Annotated in this window: 22 protein-coding genes; 12 read left to right on the forward strand and 10 right to left on the reverse strand. The window is 36.1% G+C overall.

What is annotated here, in order from left to right:
* Positions 1 to 185: 185 nt before the first annotated feature.
* The 3 genes from FN817_RS22425 to ruvX form a co-directional block, all read right to left on the reverse strand.
* Complete coding sequence (locus tag FN817_RS22425) at positions 186 to 740, reverse strand: DUF5606 family protein (RefSeq protein ID WP_142719862.1); 555 nt, start codon at positions 738 to 740, stop codon at positions 186 to 188.
* A gap of 75 nt (positions 741 to 815) precedes the next feature.
* The gene (gene def / locus FN817_RS22430; RefSeq protein ID WP_034693378.1) at positions 816 to 1,388 is read right to left on the reverse strand and encodes a peptide deformylase; all 573 of its coding nucleotides are present in this window, start codon (positions 1,386 to 1,388) and stop codon (positions 816 to 818) included.
* The gene (gene ruvX / locus FN817_RS22435) at positions 1,385 to 1,801 is read right to left on the reverse strand and encodes a Holliday junction resolvase RuvX (protein ID WP_142719863.1); all 417 of its coding nucleotides are present in this window, start codon (positions 1,799 to 1,801) and stop codon (positions 1,385 to 1,387) included. Before ruvX ends, def begins: the two co-directional genes overlap by 4 nt.
* Before the next feature lie 115 nt (positions 1,802 to 1,916).
* Here ruvX and FN817_RS22440 point away from each other — a divergent pair, with 115 nt between their 5' ends.
* Entirely contained in the window at positions 1,917 to 2,393 is a 477-nt protein-coding gene (locus FN817_RS22440) for a SixA phosphatase family protein (protein WP_047423963.1), read from the forward strand.
* Positions 2,374 to 3,264, forward strand: coding sequence for an archaemetzincin (locus FN817_RS22445; RefSeq protein WP_142719864.1), 891 nt, complete (start codon positions 2,374 to 2,376; stop codon positions 3,262 to 3,264). Before FN817_RS22440 ends, FN817_RS22445 begins: the two co-directional genes overlap by 20 nt.
* Before the next feature lie 247 nt (positions 3,265 to 3,511).
* On the opposite strand, the gene FN817_RS22450 is transcribed toward FN817_RS22445, so the two are convergent.
* Positions 3,512 to 5,056 (reverse strand): serine hydrolase, encoded by a 1,545-nt coding sequence (locus tag FN817_RS22450; RefSeq protein WP_142719865.1) that lies wholly within the window; start codon positions 5,054 to 5,056, stop codon positions 3,512 to 3,514.
* A gap of 98 nt (positions 5,057 to 5,154) precedes the next feature.
* On the opposite strand from FN817_RS22450, the gene FN817_RS22455 reads away from it, so the two are divergent.
* The 6 genes from FN817_RS22455 to FN817_RS22480 all read left to right on the forward strand — a co-directional run bounded on the left by FN817_RS22455 (position 5,155) and on the right by FN817_RS22480 (position 8,659).
* A complete protein-coding gene (locus tag FN817_RS22455) occupies positions 5,155 to 5,619 on the forward strand; it encodes a hypothetical protein (RefSeq protein WP_142719866.1) in 465 nt (154 codons plus the stop codon).
* 83 nt (positions 5,620 to 5,702) lie between these two features.
* Entirely contained in the window at positions 5,703 to 6,152 is a 450-nt protein-coding gene (locus tag FN817_RS22460) for a hypothetical protein (RefSeq protein ID WP_167498926.1), read from the forward strand.
* Positions 6,152 to 6,649: a metallophosphoesterase family protein gene (locus FN817_RS22465; protein WP_142719867.1), complete on the forward strand. Its 498-nt coding sequence runs from the start codon at positions 6,152 to 6,154 to the stop codon at positions 6,647 to 6,649. The genes FN817_RS22460 and FN817_RS22465 overlap by 1 nt, the downstream gene beginning before the upstream one ends.
* 125 nt (positions 6,650 to 6,774) lie before the next feature.
* A complete protein-coding gene (locus FN817_RS22470) occupies positions 6,775 to 7,269 on the forward strand; it encodes a Smr/MutS family protein (RefSeq protein WP_047423951.1) in 495 nt (164 codons plus the stop codon).
* A gap of 18 nt (positions 7,270 to 7,287) precedes the next feature.
* The gene (locus FN817_RS22475; RefSeq protein ID WP_142719868.1) at positions 7,288 to 8,004 is read left to right on the forward strand and encodes a DUF3822 family protein; all 717 of its coding nucleotides are present in this window, start codon (positions 7,288 to 7,290) and stop codon (positions 8,002 to 8,004) included.
* Positions 8,005 to 8,086: 82 nt separating this feature from the next.
* On the forward strand, positions 8,087 to 8,659 hold the full coding sequence (locus tag FN817_RS22480) for an RsmD family RNA methyltransferase (RefSeq protein WP_047423947.1): 573 nt from the start codon (positions 8,087 to 8,089) through the stop codon (positions 8,657 to 8,659).
* Here the strand turns inward: FN817_RS22480 and FN817_RS22485 are convergent.
* Positions 8,656 to 9,003: a winged helix-turn-helix transcriptional regulator gene (locus FN817_RS22485; protein WP_142719869.1), complete on the reverse strand. Its 348-nt coding sequence runs from the start codon at positions 9,001 to 9,003 to the stop codon at positions 8,656 to 8,658. The genes FN817_RS22480 and FN817_RS22485 overlap by 4 nt on opposite strands.
* A gap of 84 nt (positions 9,004 to 9,087) precedes the next feature.
* Here FN817_RS22485 and FN817_RS22490 point away from each other — a divergent pair, with 84 nt between their 5' ends.
* The gene (locus FN817_RS22490) at positions 9,088 to 9,687 is read left to right on the forward strand and encodes a nitroreductase family protein (protein ID WP_142719870.1); all 600 of its coding nucleotides are present in this window, start codon (positions 9,088 to 9,090) and stop codon (positions 9,685 to 9,687) included.
* An 80-nt stretch (positions 9,688 to 9,767) separates the two neighbouring features.
* Here FN817_RS22490 and murI read toward each other — a convergent pair whose 3' ends face one another.
* The 5 genes from murI to FN817_RS22515 form a co-directional block, all read right to left on the reverse strand.
* Positions 9,768 to 10,598 (reverse strand): glutamate racemase, encoded by an 831-nt coding sequence (gene murI / locus FN817_RS22495; protein ID WP_047423941.1) that lies wholly within the window; start codon positions 10,596 to 10,598, stop codon positions 9,768 to 9,770.
* 61 nt (positions 10,599 to 10,659) lie between these two features.
* Positions 10,660 to 11,784 (reverse strand): radical SAM family heme chaperone HemW, encoded by a 1,125-nt coding sequence (gene hemW, locus FN817_RS22500; protein ID WP_142719871.1) that lies wholly within the window; start codon positions 11,782 to 11,784, stop codon positions 10,660 to 10,662.
* Positions 11,785 to 11,835: 51 nt separating this feature from the next.
* Positions 11,836 to 12,786 carry a PorP/SprF family type IX secretion system membrane protein gene (locus tag FN817_RS22505; RefSeq protein WP_047377725.1) on the reverse strand — a complete coding sequence of 317 codons (951 nt, stop codon included), beginning with the start codon at positions 12,784 to 12,786 and terminating at the stop codon, positions 11,836 to 11,838.
* Positions 12,787 to 12,837: 51 nt separating this feature from the next.
* Complete coding sequence (locus FN817_RS22510) at positions 12,838 to 13,911, reverse strand: RluA family pseudouridine synthase (RefSeq protein WP_185149933.1); 1,074 nt, start codon at positions 13,909 to 13,911, stop codon at positions 12,838 to 12,840.
* Positions 13,912 to 13,984: 73 nt separating this feature from the next.
* Positions 13,985 to 15,070: a PASTA domain-containing protein gene (locus FN817_RS22515; RefSeq protein WP_142719872.1), complete on the reverse strand. Its 1,086-nt coding sequence runs from the start codon at positions 15,068 to 15,070 to the stop codon at positions 13,985 to 13,987.
* A 156-nt stretch (positions 15,071 to 15,226) separates the two neighbouring features.
* Between FN817_RS22515 and FN817_RS22520 the strand changes: the two genes are divergently transcribed.
* The 3 genes from FN817_RS22520 (at position 15,227) to FN817_RS22530 (ending at position 17,156) form a co-directional block, all read left to right on the forward strand.
* Positions 15,227 to 16,210 (forward strand): D-alanine--D-alanine ligase, encoded by a 984-nt coding sequence (locus tag FN817_RS22520; RefSeq protein ID WP_142719873.1) that lies wholly within the window; start codon positions 15,227 to 15,229, stop codon positions 16,208 to 16,210.
* Between the two features lie 84 nt (positions 16,211 to 16,294).
* Positions 16,295 to 16,759, forward strand: a complete 465-nt coding sequence (gene coaD / locus FN817_RS22525) for a pantetheine-phosphate adenylyltransferase (RefSeq protein ID WP_047423933.1) — start codon at positions 16,295 to 16,297, stop codon at positions 16,757 to 16,759.
* Positions 16,760 to 16,781: 22 nt separating this feature from the next.
* Positions 16,782 to 17,156: a four helix bundle protein gene (locus tag FN817_RS22530; protein ID WP_228451641.1), complete on the forward strand. Its 375-nt coding sequence runs from the start codon at positions 16,782 to 16,784 to the stop codon at positions 17,154 to 17,156.

Consider the following 17,156-nt stretch of genomic DNA (forward strand, 5'->3'; position numbering starts at 1 on the left):
GGGATTCGCGTTTATGTTTAATGTTTAAAGTTTAAAGTTTAAAGTTTAAAGATAAAGACAAAATTTGAACTCAGCAGAAAATTTCCCTGATCCCTGCTACCTATCATCCACCACCTACATAAAAAAACCAAAAGCCTTGTCAGGAAATTCCCGACAAGGCTTTGTATTTTTAATTCAGAACTGAATTATCCTTGTTTTCTGTGCGTGCTTTTCGGCGCTGATTTTGCAGCTGAAGTAGCTTTTACTTTTGGAGCAGCTGGTTTCTCTGCTTTTGGAGCTTTTTTAGCTTCTTTTTCAATGTTTAGCTCTTCTGCAGGCTCTCCATCCAAAGTTTCAGGTTCTGCCTTTACGAAACTTTCAGGAGTAATATATCCTGCTTTGTGAAGAACATTGTACCACTGAGCCAATTTCTTGATATCAGAAGAATATACTCTTTCTGTATCATAGTTAGGAAGAGATGCCAACATAAAATCTTTCAGCTCTGCATCAGAAGATTTGTGAGAAATAGTTTCCTTATAGTCGTTGTTTTTAGCAATATTTTCAAATACCTCAAACAAAGGAACTTCTTTCTCAAATGTAAACATGGCAATATTATCCAACAAACTTACCTGGCTTGAGTTTCCAATACTTACTTTTTTCTTACTGGTAACATCTTCAATGATGAATCCGTTTCTTAATTGAGAAACTAATTTGTAAAGTCCTGGTTTTCCAGAAATTGAAATTATTTTTTCTAACAGCATAATTTTATTTTTTGTAAATTCTGCAATCAGCTCTAAGCTTTTTGCTTTATATTATTTCTTTTATCCTTGTTTAATTTATTTTGGAAATCTCATTTTGTAACCAATGTTTACGTCACCCTGAGAGATTTTTGTCAGTTTACCTTTTACCAGTTTCTTTTTCAGAGCACTCAGGTGGTCAGTAAACAGTACCCCTTCAATGTGGTCATATTCATGCTGAATTACGCGGGCTCTAATATCGGAAAAAGTTTCTGTATGTTTCACAAAATTTTCGTCATAATATTCAATAACGATTGTGCCTTTTCTTTTCACGTCTTCCCTTACATCCGGAATAGAAAGACAGCCTTCATTGAACTTCCATTCTTCCCCTGATTCTTCAAGAATCTGAGCATTGATGAAAACTTTTTTAAATTCTGCCAGCTCATCCTTAATATCTTCATAATCCTCATCTTCTGCAAGAGGTGTCACATCTATTACAAACAGACGGATATCCAAACCAATCTGTGGCGCAGCAAGACCTATGCCATTAGCGCTGTACATGGTTTCGAACATGTTATCTATCAGTTCCTGTAATTCGGGATAGTCTTTGTCTATATCTTTTCCCACTTTTCTCAAAACAGGATCCCCAAAAGCTCTTATCGGTAATATCATCTTAATCTTTGTTCTAAAAAATTCTGCAATATGATGGTTGCACTTACTTTATCTATTAATCCTTTCTCCTGCCTCTTTTTTTTGTTTTTTCCACTTTGGGAAATAAAAAATGAAGCCATTTTGGAAGTAAATCTTTCATCAAAACGATGAACCGCAATATCCGAAAATTCTTTTTTAAATTCTTCAATGAATTTTAAAATATCGGTTTCCACTTCCGAAACATTTCCTTTCAAATCTATGGGAAGTCCGATTACTACCTCATCTACTTTATTTTCATTGAAATATTTTTTCAAAAATTCCATTAAAAAACGGTTCTCTACAGTCTCCAGCCCACTGGCTATAATCTGCATATCATCTGTTGCAGCGATACCACAACGAGCCTTTCCGTAGTCTATTGCAAGGATTTGTCCCATAAGTCTGCAAATTTAGTAAAATTTACTGATTTTATTCATAACGCAGTTTTTTTATATAAATCATGTTTTATTCCATTATTTTTTTTATAATTTTAATCTTCCAAAAAACAATTATATGAAGAAACTCATCCTCGTAAGACATGCAAAAAGCGACTGGCCGGAGGAAACGGAGGACTTTGACAGACCATTGGCAGACAAGGGTTTGACAGACGCTATGCACATGTCCAGATTCCTTAAAAGCAATAATATTTCCATTGATCACTTTGTGTCAAGCCCAGCAGTGCGTGCACTGAATACGTGTAAGATTTTTAATCAGGCATACCAGCTGAACTGTTCTACTGATGAAAAACTATATAATCCTTCGGAAAGAAGCTTTGAATCTGTAATTTATGACCTGGATGACAGCTTGAATTCAGTTGCTTTTTTCTCGCATAATAATGGAATTTCCAATTTTGCCAATTCTATTTCTGAAGATATTTTTCATTTTCCCACATGCGGAGTCGCTGGTTTTGAAGTAGACTGTGAATCATGGTCCGAATTTGACGGGGCCAAAAAGAAACTACTGTTCTTTTATGAACCAGGGAAAATATAACGTTTCTTTCCTCTTTTCTTATGCAGCCCTATTTATCCTTCTCTTTTCATGTCAGAAACAGAAGAAAACCTATTTTGAATCAATTGCGCTGAATGATATAAAGCTTTCTTCCCCCAAGCACGGAAGCTGGCGGTACAATCATGATGAAAAATTTCAGCAGTTTGAAGATTTTCAGCAATCAAAAAAGATAAAGCTCAAACCCGGAAAAAATACGATCTATCTCCAGCCGATCGGAAAATTTGATGAACTCCAGAAAAGACAAATAGCACTCACCAAAGAATATTTAAAGATATATTTCCAGCTGGAAACAAAGATTCTTCCCGAGTTACCCAACACAATCTTTCCTGAAAAGATCAAAAGAATTTCAAAGGAAGGACAGGAGCAGATTCTGGCAAGTTATGTCCTGGACAGCATTCTGATCAAAAGAAGGCCTAAAGATGCTGTAATACTCATGGGAATTACAGAAAAAGATCTTTTTCCCCAACCGGAATGGAACTACGTTTTCGGACTTGCATCTTATGAAGAAGGTGTAGGCGTAACATCTATATATAGATTTGCCAATGGTCATTTGACCGATTCCAATTTCAATGAAAGTTTTTTAAGATTAATAAAGATCAGTTCCCACGAGATCGGGCATATGTTCGGAATCAGCCATTGCCTGAATGCCAACTGCGTGATGAATGGAACCAATTCACTTTCAGAAACAGATTATCACCTCGCAAGAGCATGTTCACTCTGCCAGAGAAAACTGAATTCCAGTATACATTATAATAATAAGAAAAGACTTCTTGAGTTAAAAAGTTTCTTTGAAAAGCAGCATCTCAATACAGAACTTTCTTTAGCAGAACAAGACCTGAACCTGTTGCAATAAACAATATTTCTTTTACCAACTCCCCATTCCCCTCCTTCGGGGGGGCGGCAAAAAATTTATTTTTTGACGGGGTGATTAAGTTCTGGGTAAAGCCATTATCGTGTAAAATTGAAAAAACGGGCTAAAGCCCGTTCCTATGAATATCAAAAGTCATTATTTATAATTCCACGAGGAAATAATTTCTTCATAGAAACAAAAAGAACGGACCAATGCCCGTTCTTCAAAGAATATTTTTATGCTTCCTTTTTTATTTCTTCTTCAAATCCAGATCATCAAAATCAAAACTGAAATCGGTCACATCGGAAATCGCTTTCAATTTTGCAGATTCTGCCTTTCCGTTTTCGTCATAGCTGAAAATAATATAGGCATCCGCATCATAGCTTCTGTCATCCCATTTGATAATGAAAGAACTATTAGAGTAAGGAAGTAATTCTCCTTTTAATCTTGGAGAGTTTTTGCATGAAATTCTGTAAGTATTTCCCTGCTGAGAAATTTCTACATCCCCAAACCATGCATCATTATATGTCCCTGTAAACTGTTCTGCTTTGGGCTGAAGAGATTTTTCTTTTTTAAATGCTTCTGATTTTGCAAAGGCATCTTTCTTTTGCTTATTAAAATCCGCTTCCATCTTAGACATTCTGTCACCATATGTTTTCAGCCAGTTTCTGTCTGCTACACCAAGATAAGAATCCTTTACCGTATTGGTAATGGTATTGAAAGCTGCTCCGGACTGTTGGTTGGTCAATACAACAATTCCCAGCTTCATATCCGGAATCAAAGTAAACTGGGTAACCGTTCCAATTAAGCCGCCTGTATGCTGCACCTGCTTATGTCCTTTAACATCGCTCAGGAACCATCCTAAACCATATCCGTAGAAACTTGTATCATAAGGATTCTTCGCAGCTACTCTATCAGGGATCTGAAGATTCCAAAGCTGTTGAACATTTTTATCTGAAACTAATTTTTTTCCGTCTTTCGTGGTGAAATTATTTAACAGACATTCTGCCCAGGTTGTCATATCTTTAATGTTACTCATAATTCCCCCGGCAGCATTTGCTGTTTCGTTCCAGTCGTGAGGAACAGCAATAGCTTTTCCGTCTACAGGAGCATGTGCATCAATTTTGTTGGCCGTTGCTTTTGCTCTGTTATAGCTCCCAAAGCTAGAAGTCATTCCTACAGGCTTCATGATTCTCTGTTCAATAAAGTCTGCCCAGCTTAATCCGGAAACTCTGTGAATCACTTCCCCGGCAACTATAAACATGATATTATTATAATCTAATTTTGTTCTGAAAGGATTTTCAGGTTTCAGGTATCTCACATTATGAACAATGTCATTCACCGTTAAGTTCCCCCCTTCCGGAAAAAACATAAGATCTCCCTGGCCAAGTCCTAATCCGGCTCTGTGAGTGATAAGATCTTTTATCGTTACATTTTGCGAAACATACGGATCGTACATTTGAAACTCAGGAATATATTTTGAAACTTTATCATCCCAGTTCAGTTTTCCTTCATCTGCTAAAATTGCTAACGCTGTACATGTGAAACCTTTAGAGTTGGAAGCAATCCCCACCAATGTATTATCATCCATAGGCTGTTTGGTCGTAAGAGAACGTACTCCAAAACCTTTGGAATAAATCATTTTCCCATCTTTTACAATCCCTACGGACATTCCAGGTACATCAAACGTTTTCAGAGTATTTTGGATCAGTTCATCCAGCTTTTTTTCTTCAACCTGTGCATTGGCTAATCCTACGGTCAAAAGAAAAATGAAAAAAGAAAGTTTCTGTTTCATTGTTTATTTTAATTTTCCCAAATTTACTAAATATTAAGTGATGCTAATTTTAGCATGATTAAAAGTTTACTTATTTTACTGATAAATCTGTTGTATTCATGAAAAAGCCTATTTGTATCTGTATTTTCTCTCTTTTCGCAGCCGGTGGTATCAAAGCCCAGGACAGAACTTCCAATCCTTTACTTTTACAAACCTGGAATCTCAGTAAAATGGATACTTATATTTATACCTACGAAAAGAAGGATGGTTTTGAGGCAAGAAAAGAAGGTATAAGATTTCAGAAAAATGGAAAAATCACAGGAAACCTGATTAAATCTACATTAAGATATGATACTGTGGAAGAACCGGTTACTAAAAGTGAAAAACCAGACCGCTACATCGGGAACTGGAAAAAAGCTTCAGATTCTACAGTGACTTTGGTATTTCCTTCCAATACGAATATGACAGGCACTTTTGTTATTTCAAAGCTTACAGAGAATCAACTGAAACTAAAGAAGGTTTTCAGTGCAGATATAGAAAAGAAACTGGATTCTATCAGGAAAACAAAAAATATTACTGACTGATATTCTGAAAGTATTCTCTGAAAGTAAACCAATCTGATAAGTTGATTAAAGCTTCTTATATTTGCAATCTTAAAAAATCAAAAATGGCAGTAAACAGATTATTGGCTTTCTTCTTACTGATGATAAGCTGTAATTTATATTTTTCCCAGGACGTTACCATCAAAGACAATAAAGTTTTATTGGATGGAAAACAGATCCTGAAGACTGAAAAAATCAATGTAGCCCAGTATTCATTTTTCTCTATGAAAGATGATGAGGAAATTCTTCTTTACCGATATATGGATAATGAGACTCCAAGCTATGTAAGTGATGATTATTTTATCCTGAATTTTCTGCCTGAAAAAACAAAAGTAGAATCAACAGATATAGCCAAAATTGCCAATTTCATGAATTCCAAAAAAGGAATGGAAAAGCTGGTAAAATGGTTATTAAAAGAAAGAGTGATTAATCATGATGGAGAACTGAATCCTGACCGTGTAGCGATATTCAAAGATAAATACCACGAAAATATTACAGAAAGAACCTTTAGATAATGACAAAGATCCTTCTCCTTTCCGACTCTCATTCTTATATTGATGACAGAATTCTGGAATACGCTTCTCAGGCTGACGAAGTATGGCATTGTGGCGATTTTGGAAATCTTGACGTCATTGAACAGCTGGAAAAGATAAAACCTCTGAAAGGAGTATACGGAAACATTGATGATGCTAAAATCCAGGCTGAGTTTCCGGAGGTCAATCGTTTTTTCTGCGAAAATCTCGAGGTCTTAATGATTCATATCGGAGGTTATCCCGGAAAATATACTCCACTCACTAAAAAGGAAATAGCAAAAAAAGCGCCTAAATTATTTATCTCAGGACATTCCCATATTTTGAAAGCGATGTATGATGAGAAAAATAATCTCTTGCACCTTAATCCCGGTGCCTGTGGAAAACAGGGCTGGCATAAAGTAAGAACAATGATGCGCTTTGTGGTAGACGGTGAAGAAATCAAAGATCTGGAGGTAATTGAATTGGGACCAAGAGTTTGATGAGTGATAACATGGGTCTTTGAGCGTTGGAGGGTTTGAGAATTTGGGAGTAAATGAGTTTGCCTTCAATACATTTTACTTTCTACCTTTGCACCAATAATGGGTTCAGACAAGTCTAAAAAAATATGAAAATCGGCGATAAGGTTTCGGTAGTAGATGAAGATTTAAGCGGAGTGGTAACTTCCGTGAAGGGAAATATTGTCGTTTTTAAAGATGAATATGGCTTTACCCATCAATATCCCAAAGAAAAACTGGTTCCGAAAGATTCGGATCTTTATGAAAATATCAGAGTAGTAAGAAAAGCGGAGCCTAAAAAAATCATTTCTAAGAAACATCAGAAAAATCATTTGGTTTTAGACCTTCATTTTCATAATTTGGTAAAGAATCCCAATGACTATGACAGCTTTGAAAGATTGTTTATTCAAAAGGAGAAACTCATTGAAGTGATAGAGTTTTGCAGAAAGAACAACTTGAAGAGGCTTGAAATTGTTCACGGCATTGGTGACGGGACTCTGCAGAGGATGGTTCGGGATGTATTGGAAAGCCAGGTCAATATTGATTTTTATAATAAGGAAATACTTCACCATCAATCGGGTGCGGTAATGGTAGAATTTCACTAAATTTGCAGCAATTGAAATATGAACGTACTTAATTTACTTTTTACCAAAGACGGATTGATCTACCAGATTGTTAAGAACAAAAACATTCTGGAGGAAAAATCTTATTTCGTTACTGAAGAAACCCCGGCCAATCTTATTGAGCAAAAGCTGGACGAAGTTCTTATTAAGCAGCGCTATGATGAGATCCAGGTGATTTCAGCATTTAATCATTTTACCCTGATGCCTGAAGGTTTTTCTGAGCATGAAGCAGGATTTGATCTGATCGCCTTTAATGCACCAACTGATAGAGAACAGGAAGAGCTGATGCTTTCTATCAACAAAAAATTCAACATACAGTTTTATTATACTTTCCCGAAAAATTATTATAAAAAAATAAAAGAGCTGGCGATACCGGTTCATTTTAATTTCTCCGGAGAAAAGTTCTTAAGTTCAATTAATAATAAAACCAACAAGGAAATTCACATCAATCTTTATCATAACCAATGTGAGTTCTTTGCGATTGACAATAAAAAAATCATCCTTTATAATAATCTTGATGTCAACTCTGAAGTAGATTTTCTTTACTTCATTATGTTTACATTGAGCAAGATAGGTTTTGGAATCAATGAAACCAGCTTTTATGCTTATGGAGAAACTACGGAAAATGAAACATTCATTTCCGAGCTTCAGAAATTTGTAAAAAATCTGAAAATTGTTTTTGACAATATTCCAAACAAGAATTTTATACTCAACTAGGTTGCAGGCCGCAGGTAATAGGGATTGATCCCGGACATAATTACCCACCACCTATAATCTATTACCTAAACCCTAAGAAAATATGTTCAGAATAATATCAGGCAAATGGAAAGCCAAGAAAATTGCCGCCCCTAAAAACTTTGATGTAAGGCCTACCACCGATTTTGCCAAAGAGGCTTTATTCAGCATTCTGGAAAACAAATACGACATGCAGTCGATTTCCGTGCTTGATCTTTTTGCAGGAATTGGCTCTATTACCTTTGAATTTGCTTCCAGAGGATGTCAAAGTGTTACTTCTGTAGAAATGAATCCAAAGCATACCGCGTTTATCAATTCTACCGCTTCTGAGCTCGATATGGCACTTCAGATCAATGTACAGAGAGGTGATGTATTTGACTGGCTTAAAAAATTCAGAAATAAAAAGTCATTTGAGATTGTGTTCTCTGATGCTCCTTTTGAAATGGAAGAGAAAAAGTATTACGAGCTGATCTCTCTGGTATTAAATAATAAATACCTGAAAGAAAATGGAGTTCTTATTGTAGAGCACCAAAGCCGTATGAAGCTGGAACATCCCAACCTAACAGATACCCGAAAATACGGAAACGTGAGTTTCAGTTTTTTTGAACCGAATAAAGAAGATAATCAGGAACTTTAATTCCTGATTATTTTTTTTGAGATTACCGGAGCTTCTTCACCCCATTTTGTTATCGCTTCCAGAACAGGCAATAAGGTCCTTCCAAAACCTGTCAATTCATATTCAACTACTAAAGGAGGTTTTTCCGTAAAAACTTTACGGTCAACAATTCCATCCTCTTCCAGCTGTTTTAGCTGAAGGCTTAGTGTTCTTTCTGTAATGGTAGGAATTGATTTTCTTAATTCATTATATCTTCTAGCCCCATCAATAAGATGGTGCAAAATAACTGCCTTCCATTTACCGCCTATAAATTTCATAGTAACACTGGTACAGCAGGGATAAGATTTATTATCTATTGTATACATTTTTATACTATCATTTTTTACCGTTATTGCAAAGTTAGGAAACTTAAATTAATTTTGTAACTATAAAAATGATAGTATAAAATTATGAACTTTTTAAACAAAATGAAAAACAGGTATACGGTAAAAAAGTATAATCCTCAAGGAAAAATCAGTGAAGAACAGATTGAAGAACTTAAAGAGATCCTGAATCTGAGTCCATCATCCATCAACAGCCAGCCATGGAACTTTATCTTTGTCAATGATCCGGAACTGAAAAAACAATTGGGTGACAAATCTTATTTTAATAAAGCTAAAGTTTTGGACAGCAGCCATGTCATTGTCTTTCAGGTGATCAAAAACATAGAAAACTTTGAGAAGCAAATTGAAGAAAACCTTCCGGAAGGATCTGTCAATTATTACCGGACTATGGTAAAACCTAAAGGAGAAACTGCGATAAAATCATGGCTTGGACATCAGGTTTACTTATCATTAGGAGTACTGCTTTCTGCTTGTGCAGCTATGGGAATAGATTCCACTCCGATGGAAGGAATTGAGCCTGAAGGATATGATGCTGTTCTGAATAATGAAAAATATGAGACTTTATTTGCAGTAGCTATCGGGGAAAGAGATGAAACAGATGCCAACCAGCCTCAATTCAATCCGAAAACCAGACTGAAAGCTGAAAAAGTAATTGTGGAAGCGTAAATTAAACACGAATCTCACAATTTATTTCACAAAAAGACATTAATAAAAAAGTCTGCCTCATACAGAAGCAGACTTTTTATTTATAATACTTTTAATTCTAAATCAATTGTTTTTCCGAAGAACTTCTTAGAGATCTTTTCAAAATTCTTGGTAAGATCAGAAAGATAGAAATGATAGTTCGGTTTGGGATTGTTATCATTTAAAAGGTTGTACTTATCCAGAATAATCTTCAGATGATTGGCTACAATATTCGGAGAATCAATGACACGGACACGGTTTCCGTAATACTGTTTGATTTCATCTATTAAAAGGGGATAATGGGTACAGCCCAGAATCAATGTTTCAATATTTTTTAATTTACTATTGCTTAAATAATTATAAATAATAGCATGGGTGATCGGATGGTTTTTAAATCCTTCTTCAATGGCAGGAACCAGCAATGGTGTCGCCAATTCATCCACTTTGATCCATTTATTATGCTTTCGGATACTCTTTTTATAGAGCCCGGAATTCACGGTAGCTTTGGTCGCAATAACTCCTACATTATTATGGATTTCATAGGATACTTTTTCAGCGACAGGGTTGATAACGTCTATCACAGGAACTTTTCCCGCAACTGACTGCATCACTTCATTCAAAGCGTTAGCTGTTGCCGTATTACAGGCAATCACAATGGCTTTACAGTTCTGCTCCAGCAGAAAATTGGTAATCTTTGTAGAATATTCAATGATAGCTTCCTTCGATTTTTCTCCGTAAGGAAGGTGCTTTGTATCTCCAAAGTAAATCAGATCTTCGTGAGGAAGAAGTCTTTTGATTTCTTTGGCAACGGTAAGGCCTCCCACCCCGCTGTCGAAAATTCCGATAGGCTGGCTTGGTGAAAGATGTGAATAATCTTGTTTTTTAGTTTTCAAACGGACTGAAATTTTATACAAAAATAGTGAATTTTATGGCATATCTGTACACATACAAACATTATACAATAAACAAATCTGAAGCAATTCCGTCTGCCATAAACCAATGTTTCTCAGGAATTTTTAAATGGTCGTTTTCAATGATTAAAATACCTTCTTCTATTTTCGTTTTGATTTCTGTCTGAAAATGTTCCAGTAATCTCTCTGAAAATTTATTTTTTAAACTCATAAGATCCACGCCCCAAATCGTACGCAGGCCAATCATAATCATTTCATTGAACTGATCTTCATTAGAAAGAATTTCTTCTTCTTTGGCCAGCAATTTATCATTAAGCTTTTTAATGTATTGCTGGTTATTAGCTACATTCCAGCTTCTGACATCAAAACCGTTATAAGAATGTGCTGAAGGTCCTATTCCAAGATATTCCTGATATTTCCAATAGGATGAATTGTGACGGGAGTAGAAGCCTGGCTTGGCAAAATTGGAAACTTCATAATGTTCAAAGCCATTGTCTTTTAAAAAGTCAGACAGGTAATAAAATTCTCTGTTTTGTTCTTCTTCTTTCGGACTTTTTACTTTTCCTTTTGAAATCCAGTTTTCCAAAGCTGTTTTGGGTTCTACTGTCAGAGCATAGGATGAAATATGAGGAACTTCCAATGCCATTGTTTTATTCAGATTTTCTTTCCAGATCTCAAGATTAGAGGTTGGTGAGCCGTAGATCAGATCAATACTCAGGTTTTCAAAACCAAAGTCCTGTGCCCGCTTGATAGACCCTTCTGCTTCGGAAGCAGTATGGGCCCTGTTCATTAATTTTAAATCTTCTTCAAAAAAACTTTGGGTACCAATAGAGAGCCTGTTCACCGGTGTTCCGGCTAATTGCTTTAAAAAATTTTTGTCCAGGTCATCCGGATTGGCTTCCAGCGTGATTTCAATATCTTTTTCAAAACTGAAGTACCGTAATGCTTCATCAATTAAGGAATTGATTTCATCCACGGAAAGAATAGAGGGTGTTCCCCCGCCAAAATACAGGGATTTCAGTGTTCTGTTCTGTAATTCATCTTTTCTGAGCAACAGTTCGGTTTTCATGGCACTAAGCATCTCATCCTTGAAATTCAGGGATGTTGAAAAATGAAAGTTACAATAACTGCATTTTTGTTTACAGAACGGAATGTGAATATATATCATAAAAAAAGCTCTGAAATTTTTCAGAGCTCAAATTTATTTAAATTAAATTAATTAGTATCTAAATCCTCTAGCATTAATAAAGTTGTCAAAGTTATAACCAAGACCAATCATGAAGCTGTTTCCACCATAGCTCTGGATATCAGATATTCCAAGGTTATATGTTGCTCCGATCATGAATTTGTTAAATCTCACTTTTACAATTGGAGAGATACTCAGGTTCTGATTGTCAAATCTGTTCTGAACCGTTCTGTAGCTTACCCCGAAAGAGAATGCGTTGATATCATTAGAGAAAGTCGCCATCAAGTTCCAGTCGATCATTCTCGTTGAGTTTGTATTAAGGTTGATCAATGCTGAAGGTGCAATTGTAATATTATCAGCAATGTTCCAGTTATATCCTAAGTTCAAGAAGAATTTAATTGGAGAAGGCTCGTAGTTGTTTACGATAGAAGCATCATTACTTAATGCAATATCATTTACGGAAACACCCCCGAATAATCCTCTATAGGTAGCAGCCAAACCGAAGTTGGCATACACCATGAAGATGTTACTTTCTTCACCTCTCAATAACGGGTCACCACCTTCTTCAGTATTAATTTTAGAATAATCAAAGTTCATGTTATAGAAGTTAACACTTGTACCGAAAGAGAACTGGTCTTTTCTATCTCCTTCGCTACTTAGAGGAATAAAATATGAAGCACCAGCTGTGATTCCCCCTGCAGAAATAGGTCCATTGCTATCTCTGAATACGGAAATACCAGCACCTACTCTATCAAAGATATTCGCATTAATCCCGATTGACTGAACATTCGGAGAATTGTTGAACTTTGAAAATTGTTGTTGATAATTGGCGTTGAGCTGTACGTAATCTGTTTTTCCGTATTGAGCTGGGTTGAACAGGAACTCACCATCCAAAAGATATTGCTGATAGTATGGTAGTGATTCTTGTGCTTTGTATGCATTTGACAAAAGAGCTAAACATACGATAGCATATAGTTTTCTCATAACAAATCTTGATTTCAATTCAACAAATATAAAAAAATTCTCAATATATTTTTAGTTTTCCAAATAATTTCTCCATTTTTTTACAGCATCCGCCATATCTTTGGGCATTGGGCTCTCAAAATATAATTCCTTTTTTGTCGTTGGGTGTATAAATCCGAGGGTATGGGCATGAAGGGCATGTCTTGGTAAAATTTCGAAAACATTTTTAATAAATTGTTTGTATTTCGGAAGATTCACCCCTCTTAAAGGAGTATGTCCTTCATATCTTTCATCATTAAACAAAGTATGGCCGATATGTTTGAAATGCGCCCTGATCTGATGGGTTCTTCCCGTCTCAAGCTTACATTCTACCCATGTCATATATTTGAATCTTTCGAGGACTTTATAATGGGTTACGGCATGTTTTCCATGGCTGCCGTCTTCATAGACAGACATCTGCATCCTGTTTTTAGGATGTCTTCCGATATGCCCTCTGATGGTACCTTCATCATCCTGAGGATTCCCCCACACAAAAGCCCAGTACAGTCTTTTGGTTGTTCTGTTGAAGAATTGTTTCGCCAGAAAGCTTAATGCATATTCATTCTTGGCAATCACCAGCAGTCCGGAGGTATCTTTATCAATCCTGTGAACAAGTCCCACTCTGTCAAGATCAGACTTTGCTCCATTCTTTTCAAAATGGAAAGCCAGCGCATTTACCAATGTTCCATCCCAATTCCCATGTCCCGGATGTACTACCATTCCAGCTTCTTTATCTACCACTACAAGATCATCATCTTCATAGATAATATTGACGGGGATATCTTGTGGAATAATAACATTGGCTCTAGGCGGATGGGCAAGCAATACGGAGATCTGATCTCCCGGTTTCACACGGTAATTTTGTTTTACCGGGGTACCGTTCACTACAACGTTTCCGGCTCTGCAGGTCTGTGAAATTTTATTCCTTGAAGAATTCTGTCTGTAGATCAAAAGGAACTTATCAATTCTTAATGGCTCCTGTTTACTGTCAACAGTGATATTAAGATGTTCATACAATCCCTTATTTTCCTCATCAATATCGATGTTTTCAATACTGTGGGAATCTAATAATTCTTCATCTAAAAAATCTTCGTTATCTTCTGACATTGTTTTATATTTTTTACACAAAAGGCCTCAACATTTTGCAGTTGAAGCCTGTATTTTTGATATTAATCTGATCTTATTCTACGACTACCTTCTTAGCTTTTGGCTTTTGAGCAGGCTGTTGTGTCGTTGTTGAAGCAGCCGGTTTAGCTGTAACAGGAGCAGCATTAGAAGTTTTAGGCTTATCTGTTGCTGAAGCTGCAGGTTTAGAAGTCGTTGTCTGTGTCTTAGGGGTCTCAGTTTTTGGAACCTCAGGTTTTGGTGTTTCTTTTCTAGGTACCGGAGCAGGTACTACAGGAGCGCTATAACTTGGTTCGTTATGCTGTACTTCTTCATATCGAACCGGAGGTAGTGAGGTATCTACTTTCATACGGTAGATAGAATTCAGCTGCTCTATTTTCGCTCTTAGCTCTGCCGGAGTCTTTTTACTGGCCCAAAGGTCAATCTGCATTCCCTGATCACGCACATCTCCTGAAGCAGGATCCTGATAATAAATAATATCGGATTCGTCATTGCTTCCATCTTCATGTTCTACCAATCCAACTTCAAACATACTTTTGGTAATAACAGCTCTTGCTTCTTTTACCGTAAGCCCTACTACATTTGGAATCGAAATATTTCTCATAGGACCGGATCCTACTACTACGTCGATTACTGAGAATCTAGGTAAACGAGCTCCCGGATTCACGGCATTTCCTTTATACAAAATCCTTAAAAGGGCATCTTTCTGAATACTAGGCTCATAAATGGTATCTCCAATTTTAAGACCCACCTGATCCAGTCTCTGGAATGCCAGCCCTGAATATTTATTGATAACATCCGGAACGGCAATTGGAGCCCATGTTCTCGGGTTTACTGTAAGGTGCACAGTTCTTCCGTCCTTTACACGGGAACCCGGTGCCGGATAAACCTGAAGAACCTGGAATGGTCTGTATTTAGGATTATAATTAGCACTGTCTACTTCATATTCCAATCCTGTATCATCTAAAATTTTAACAGCGTCATGTATAGATTTATTAACAATATTAGGAACAGGTATTTCCTGACCATGATTGGTATGGTGTTCCAACCAGCGAAATGTGAGCCATACCAACCCTGCAAAAACACCGATGGCTATTACTAAATTCAGTAAAACTTTCCAATTGAAAAGTGATTTAAGCATACTTAAAAATACTTTAATTATAACCGCAAATATAGCTAATAATTTTAGAATGGACTTTTTATTTAACACAATTCATTTTTGATCTTAAAATTTGCCGATTTCCCATATTGCATTGCATAAAATGTTTAAATTTGCCTTAATTGATACTATATGGTTATGAACAAAAAAAGTGTTGCCGTAGTAATGGGAGGCTATTCTGATGAATACGTCGTTTCTTTAAAAAGCGGACAATTGATTTATGATTCTTTAGACAGAAATCTCTATGATGTATATAAGGTAGTAGTCCTTAAAGATGAATGGTATTTTTTAGGCGAAAATGATAAAAAATACGAGATCAACAGAGGTGATTTTTCTGTAACTTTAGATAATGGGGAAACCTTAAAATTTGATGTCTGCTTCAATATTATCCATGGAACTCCGGGAGAAAACGGAATTCTTCAGGCATACTGGGATGCAATAGGTCAGAAATATACAGGATGTAATTTCTACCAGAGCGCTCTTACTTTCAATAAGAAAGATACTCTTGCCGTATTATCAAAGTATGGGATTCCTTCCGCGAAAAGCATCTATTTAAGAAAAGGTGAAGACATTAATGTGGATGAGATTGTATCAGAATTAAATCTTCCGCTATTTGTAAAACCCAACCAATCCGGATCTTCTCTGGGAATCACTAAAGTAAAAGAAAAATCTGAACTGATTGCTGCTACGGAAATCGCATTCAAAGAAGATCATGAAATCCTGATTGAAAGCTTCCTGGACGGAATGGAAGTTTCTGTAGGAGTTATCGATTTTAAAGGAGAAACTATCGTTCTGGGAATTACAGAAATTGTCCCTACCAACGAGTTTTTCGATTATGAAGCCAAATATGAAGGGGCTTCTGAAGAAATTACACCAGCAAGAATTGATGAAGAAACCACAAAAAGAGTGGAAGAAATTGCTAAAAGAGCATACAATTCATTAGGAATGAGCGGGTTTTCAAGAAGTGAGTATATTCTAATGAATGGAATTCCTTATATGCTTGAAATGAACACCAATCCGGGATTCTCCCCTGCAAGTATTCTTCCACAACAGGCAAGACACTATGGAATTTCCATTATGGATCTTTGTGGAAATGAAGTTGAAAAAGCTTTAAATAAATAAAATAGAAGTTAGAAATTAAATGTTAGAAGATAATTCAAAGTCTGTAGCAGATAATTCACTCATCAAAATCATAACTCGTACAACATGAAAATTGCTGTTTTCCCGGGATCATTTGATCCGATTACACTAGGACATTACGATATTATAGAAAGAGCGGCACCCCTATTTGATAAATTAATCATCGCCATAGGGCAGAATTCTCAGAAGAAATACATGTTCCCTCTTGATAAAAGAATGGAATTTATCCAGAATTCCGTAGCAGAATTTCCCAATGTGGAAGTCGATTCGTTTGAAGGCTTAACAGTAGACTACTGTTTTGAAAAAAATGCTCAATACATTATCAGAGGATTAAGAAACCCCGCCGATTTTGAATTTGAAAAAGCAATTGCCCACACCAACAGAACGTTAGCTCACAAAAAACTGGAAACCGTATTCTTACTGACCTCTTCAGGGAAATCTTTCATCAGCAGCAGCATCGTAAGAGAAATTATCACCCACGGCGGCGAATATGAGCTGATGGTTCCGGATTCGGTAAGAGTGGAGAGATAAATATATAAGTAATGAGCAATAAATGATGAATAATTTTGATAGGATAGATTTTAACCAGATTTTCAGGGAAAGAACAAAAAGCTTTTCTATTGCTATCATTAAAACACTTTCTTCATTACCCTATTCGGACGATATTTCAATAATAAGGAAACAAATTATTCGGTCATCCACCTCCGTCGCTGCCAATTACCGAGCAGTACACAGGGCGAGATCCGAAAAAGAAAAGTTTGCTAAAATGTGCATAGTGGTCGAAGAAATTGATGAAACTCAACTTTGGCTTGAAATTATTGAAGAATTAGAATATATAAATCCGGAAAAAATTCTACATTTAAAAGCAGAATGTGAAGAACTTGTAAAGGTTATGACTAAATATAAGTTTAAACTTTCTCAAATTTAA

It is taken from the genome of Chryseobacterium rhizoplanae, from assembly GCF_900182655.1.
GTDB classification, from domain to species: domain Bacteria; phylum Bacteroidota; class Bacteroidia; order Flavobacteriales; family Weeksellaceae; genus Chryseobacterium; species Chryseobacterium rhizoplanae.

What these genes read in the sequence shown, in the direction of transcription:
- FN817_RS22425 (WP_142719862.1), bottom strand. Translation starts at nt 740, where the DNA reads ATGCTGTTAGAAAAAATAATTTCAATTTCTGGAAAACCAGGACTTTAC.
- def (WP_034693378.1), bottom strand. Translation starts at nt 1,388, where the DNA reads ATGATATTACCGATAAGAGCTTTTGGGGATCCTGTTTTGAGAAAAGTG.
- ruvX (WP_142719863.1), bottom strand. Translation starts at nt 1,801, where the DNA reads ATGGGACAAATCCTTGCAATAGACTACGGAAAGGCTCGTTGTGGTATC.
- FN817_RS22440 (WP_047423963.1), top strand. Translation starts at nt 1,917, where the DNA reads ATGAAGAAACTCATCCTCGTAAGACATGCAAAAAGCGACTGGCCGGAG.
- FN817_RS22445 (WP_142719864.1), top strand. Translation starts at nt 2,374, where the DNA reads ATGAACCAGGGAAAATATAACGTTTCTTTCCTCTTTTCTTATGCAGCC.
- FN817_RS22450 (WP_142719865.1), bottom strand. Translation starts at nt 5,056, where the DNA reads ATGAAACAGAAACTTTCTTTTTTCATTTTTCTTTTGACCGTAGGATTA.
- FN817_RS22455 (WP_142719866.1), top strand. Translation starts at nt 5,155, where the DNA reads ATGAAAAAGCCTATTTGTATCTGTATTTTCTCTCTTTTCGCAGCCGGT.
- FN817_RS22460 (WP_167498926.1), top strand. Translation starts at nt 5,703, where the DNA reads ATGGCAGTAAACAGATTATTGGCTTTCTTCTTACTGATGATAAGCTGT.
- FN817_RS22465 (WP_142719867.1), top strand. Translation starts at nt 6,152, where the DNA reads ATGACAAAGATCCTTCTCCTTTCCGACTCTCATTCTTATATTGATGAC.
- FN817_RS22470 (WP_047423951.1), top strand. Translation starts at nt 6,775, where the DNA reads ATGAAAATCGGCGATAAGGTTTCGGTAGTAGATGAAGATTTAAGCGGA.
- FN817_RS22475 (WP_142719868.1), top strand. Translation starts at nt 7,288, where the DNA reads ATGAACGTACTTAATTTACTTTTTACCAAAGACGGATTGATCTACCAG.
- FN817_RS22480 (WP_047423947.1), top strand. Translation starts at nt 8,087, where the DNA reads ATGTTCAGAATAATATCAGGCAAATGGAAAGCCAAGAAAATTGCCGCC.
- FN817_RS22485 (WP_142719869.1), bottom strand. Translation starts at nt 9,003, where the DNA reads ATGTATACAATAGATAATAAATCTTATCCCTGCTGTACCAGTGTTACT.
- FN817_RS22490 (WP_142719870.1), top strand. Translation starts at nt 9,088, where the DNA reads ATGAACTTTTTAAACAAAATGAAAAACAGGTATACGGTAAAAAAGTAT.
- hemW (WP_142719871.1), bottom strand. Translation starts at nt 11,784, where the DNA reads ATGATATATATTCACATTCCGTTCTGTAAACAAAAATGCAGTTATTGT.
- FN817_RS22505 (WP_047377725.1), bottom strand. Translation starts at nt 12,786, where the DNA reads ATGAGAAAACTATATGCTATCGTATGTTTAGCTCTTTTGTCAAATGCA.
- FN817_RS22510 (WP_185149933.1), bottom strand. Translation starts at nt 13,911, where the DNA reads ATGTCAGAAGATAACGAAGATTTTTTAGATGAAGAATTATTAGATTCC.
- FN817_RS22515 (WP_142719872.1), bottom strand. Translation starts at nt 15,070, where the DNA reads ATGCTTAAATCACTTTTCAATTGGAAAGTTTTACTGAATTTAGTAATA.
- FN817_RS22520 (WP_142719873.1), top strand. Translation starts at nt 15,227, where the DNA reads ATGAACAAAAAAAGTGTTGCCGTAGTAATGGGAGGCTATTCTGATGAA.
- coaD (WP_047423933.1), top strand. Translation starts at nt 16,295, where the DNA reads ATGAAAATTGCTGTTTTCCCGGGATCATTTGATCCGATTACACTAGGA.
- FN817_RS22530 (WP_228451641.1), top strand. Translation starts at nt 16,782, where the DNA reads ATGATGAATAATTTTGATAGGATAGATTTTAACCAGATTTTCAGGGAA.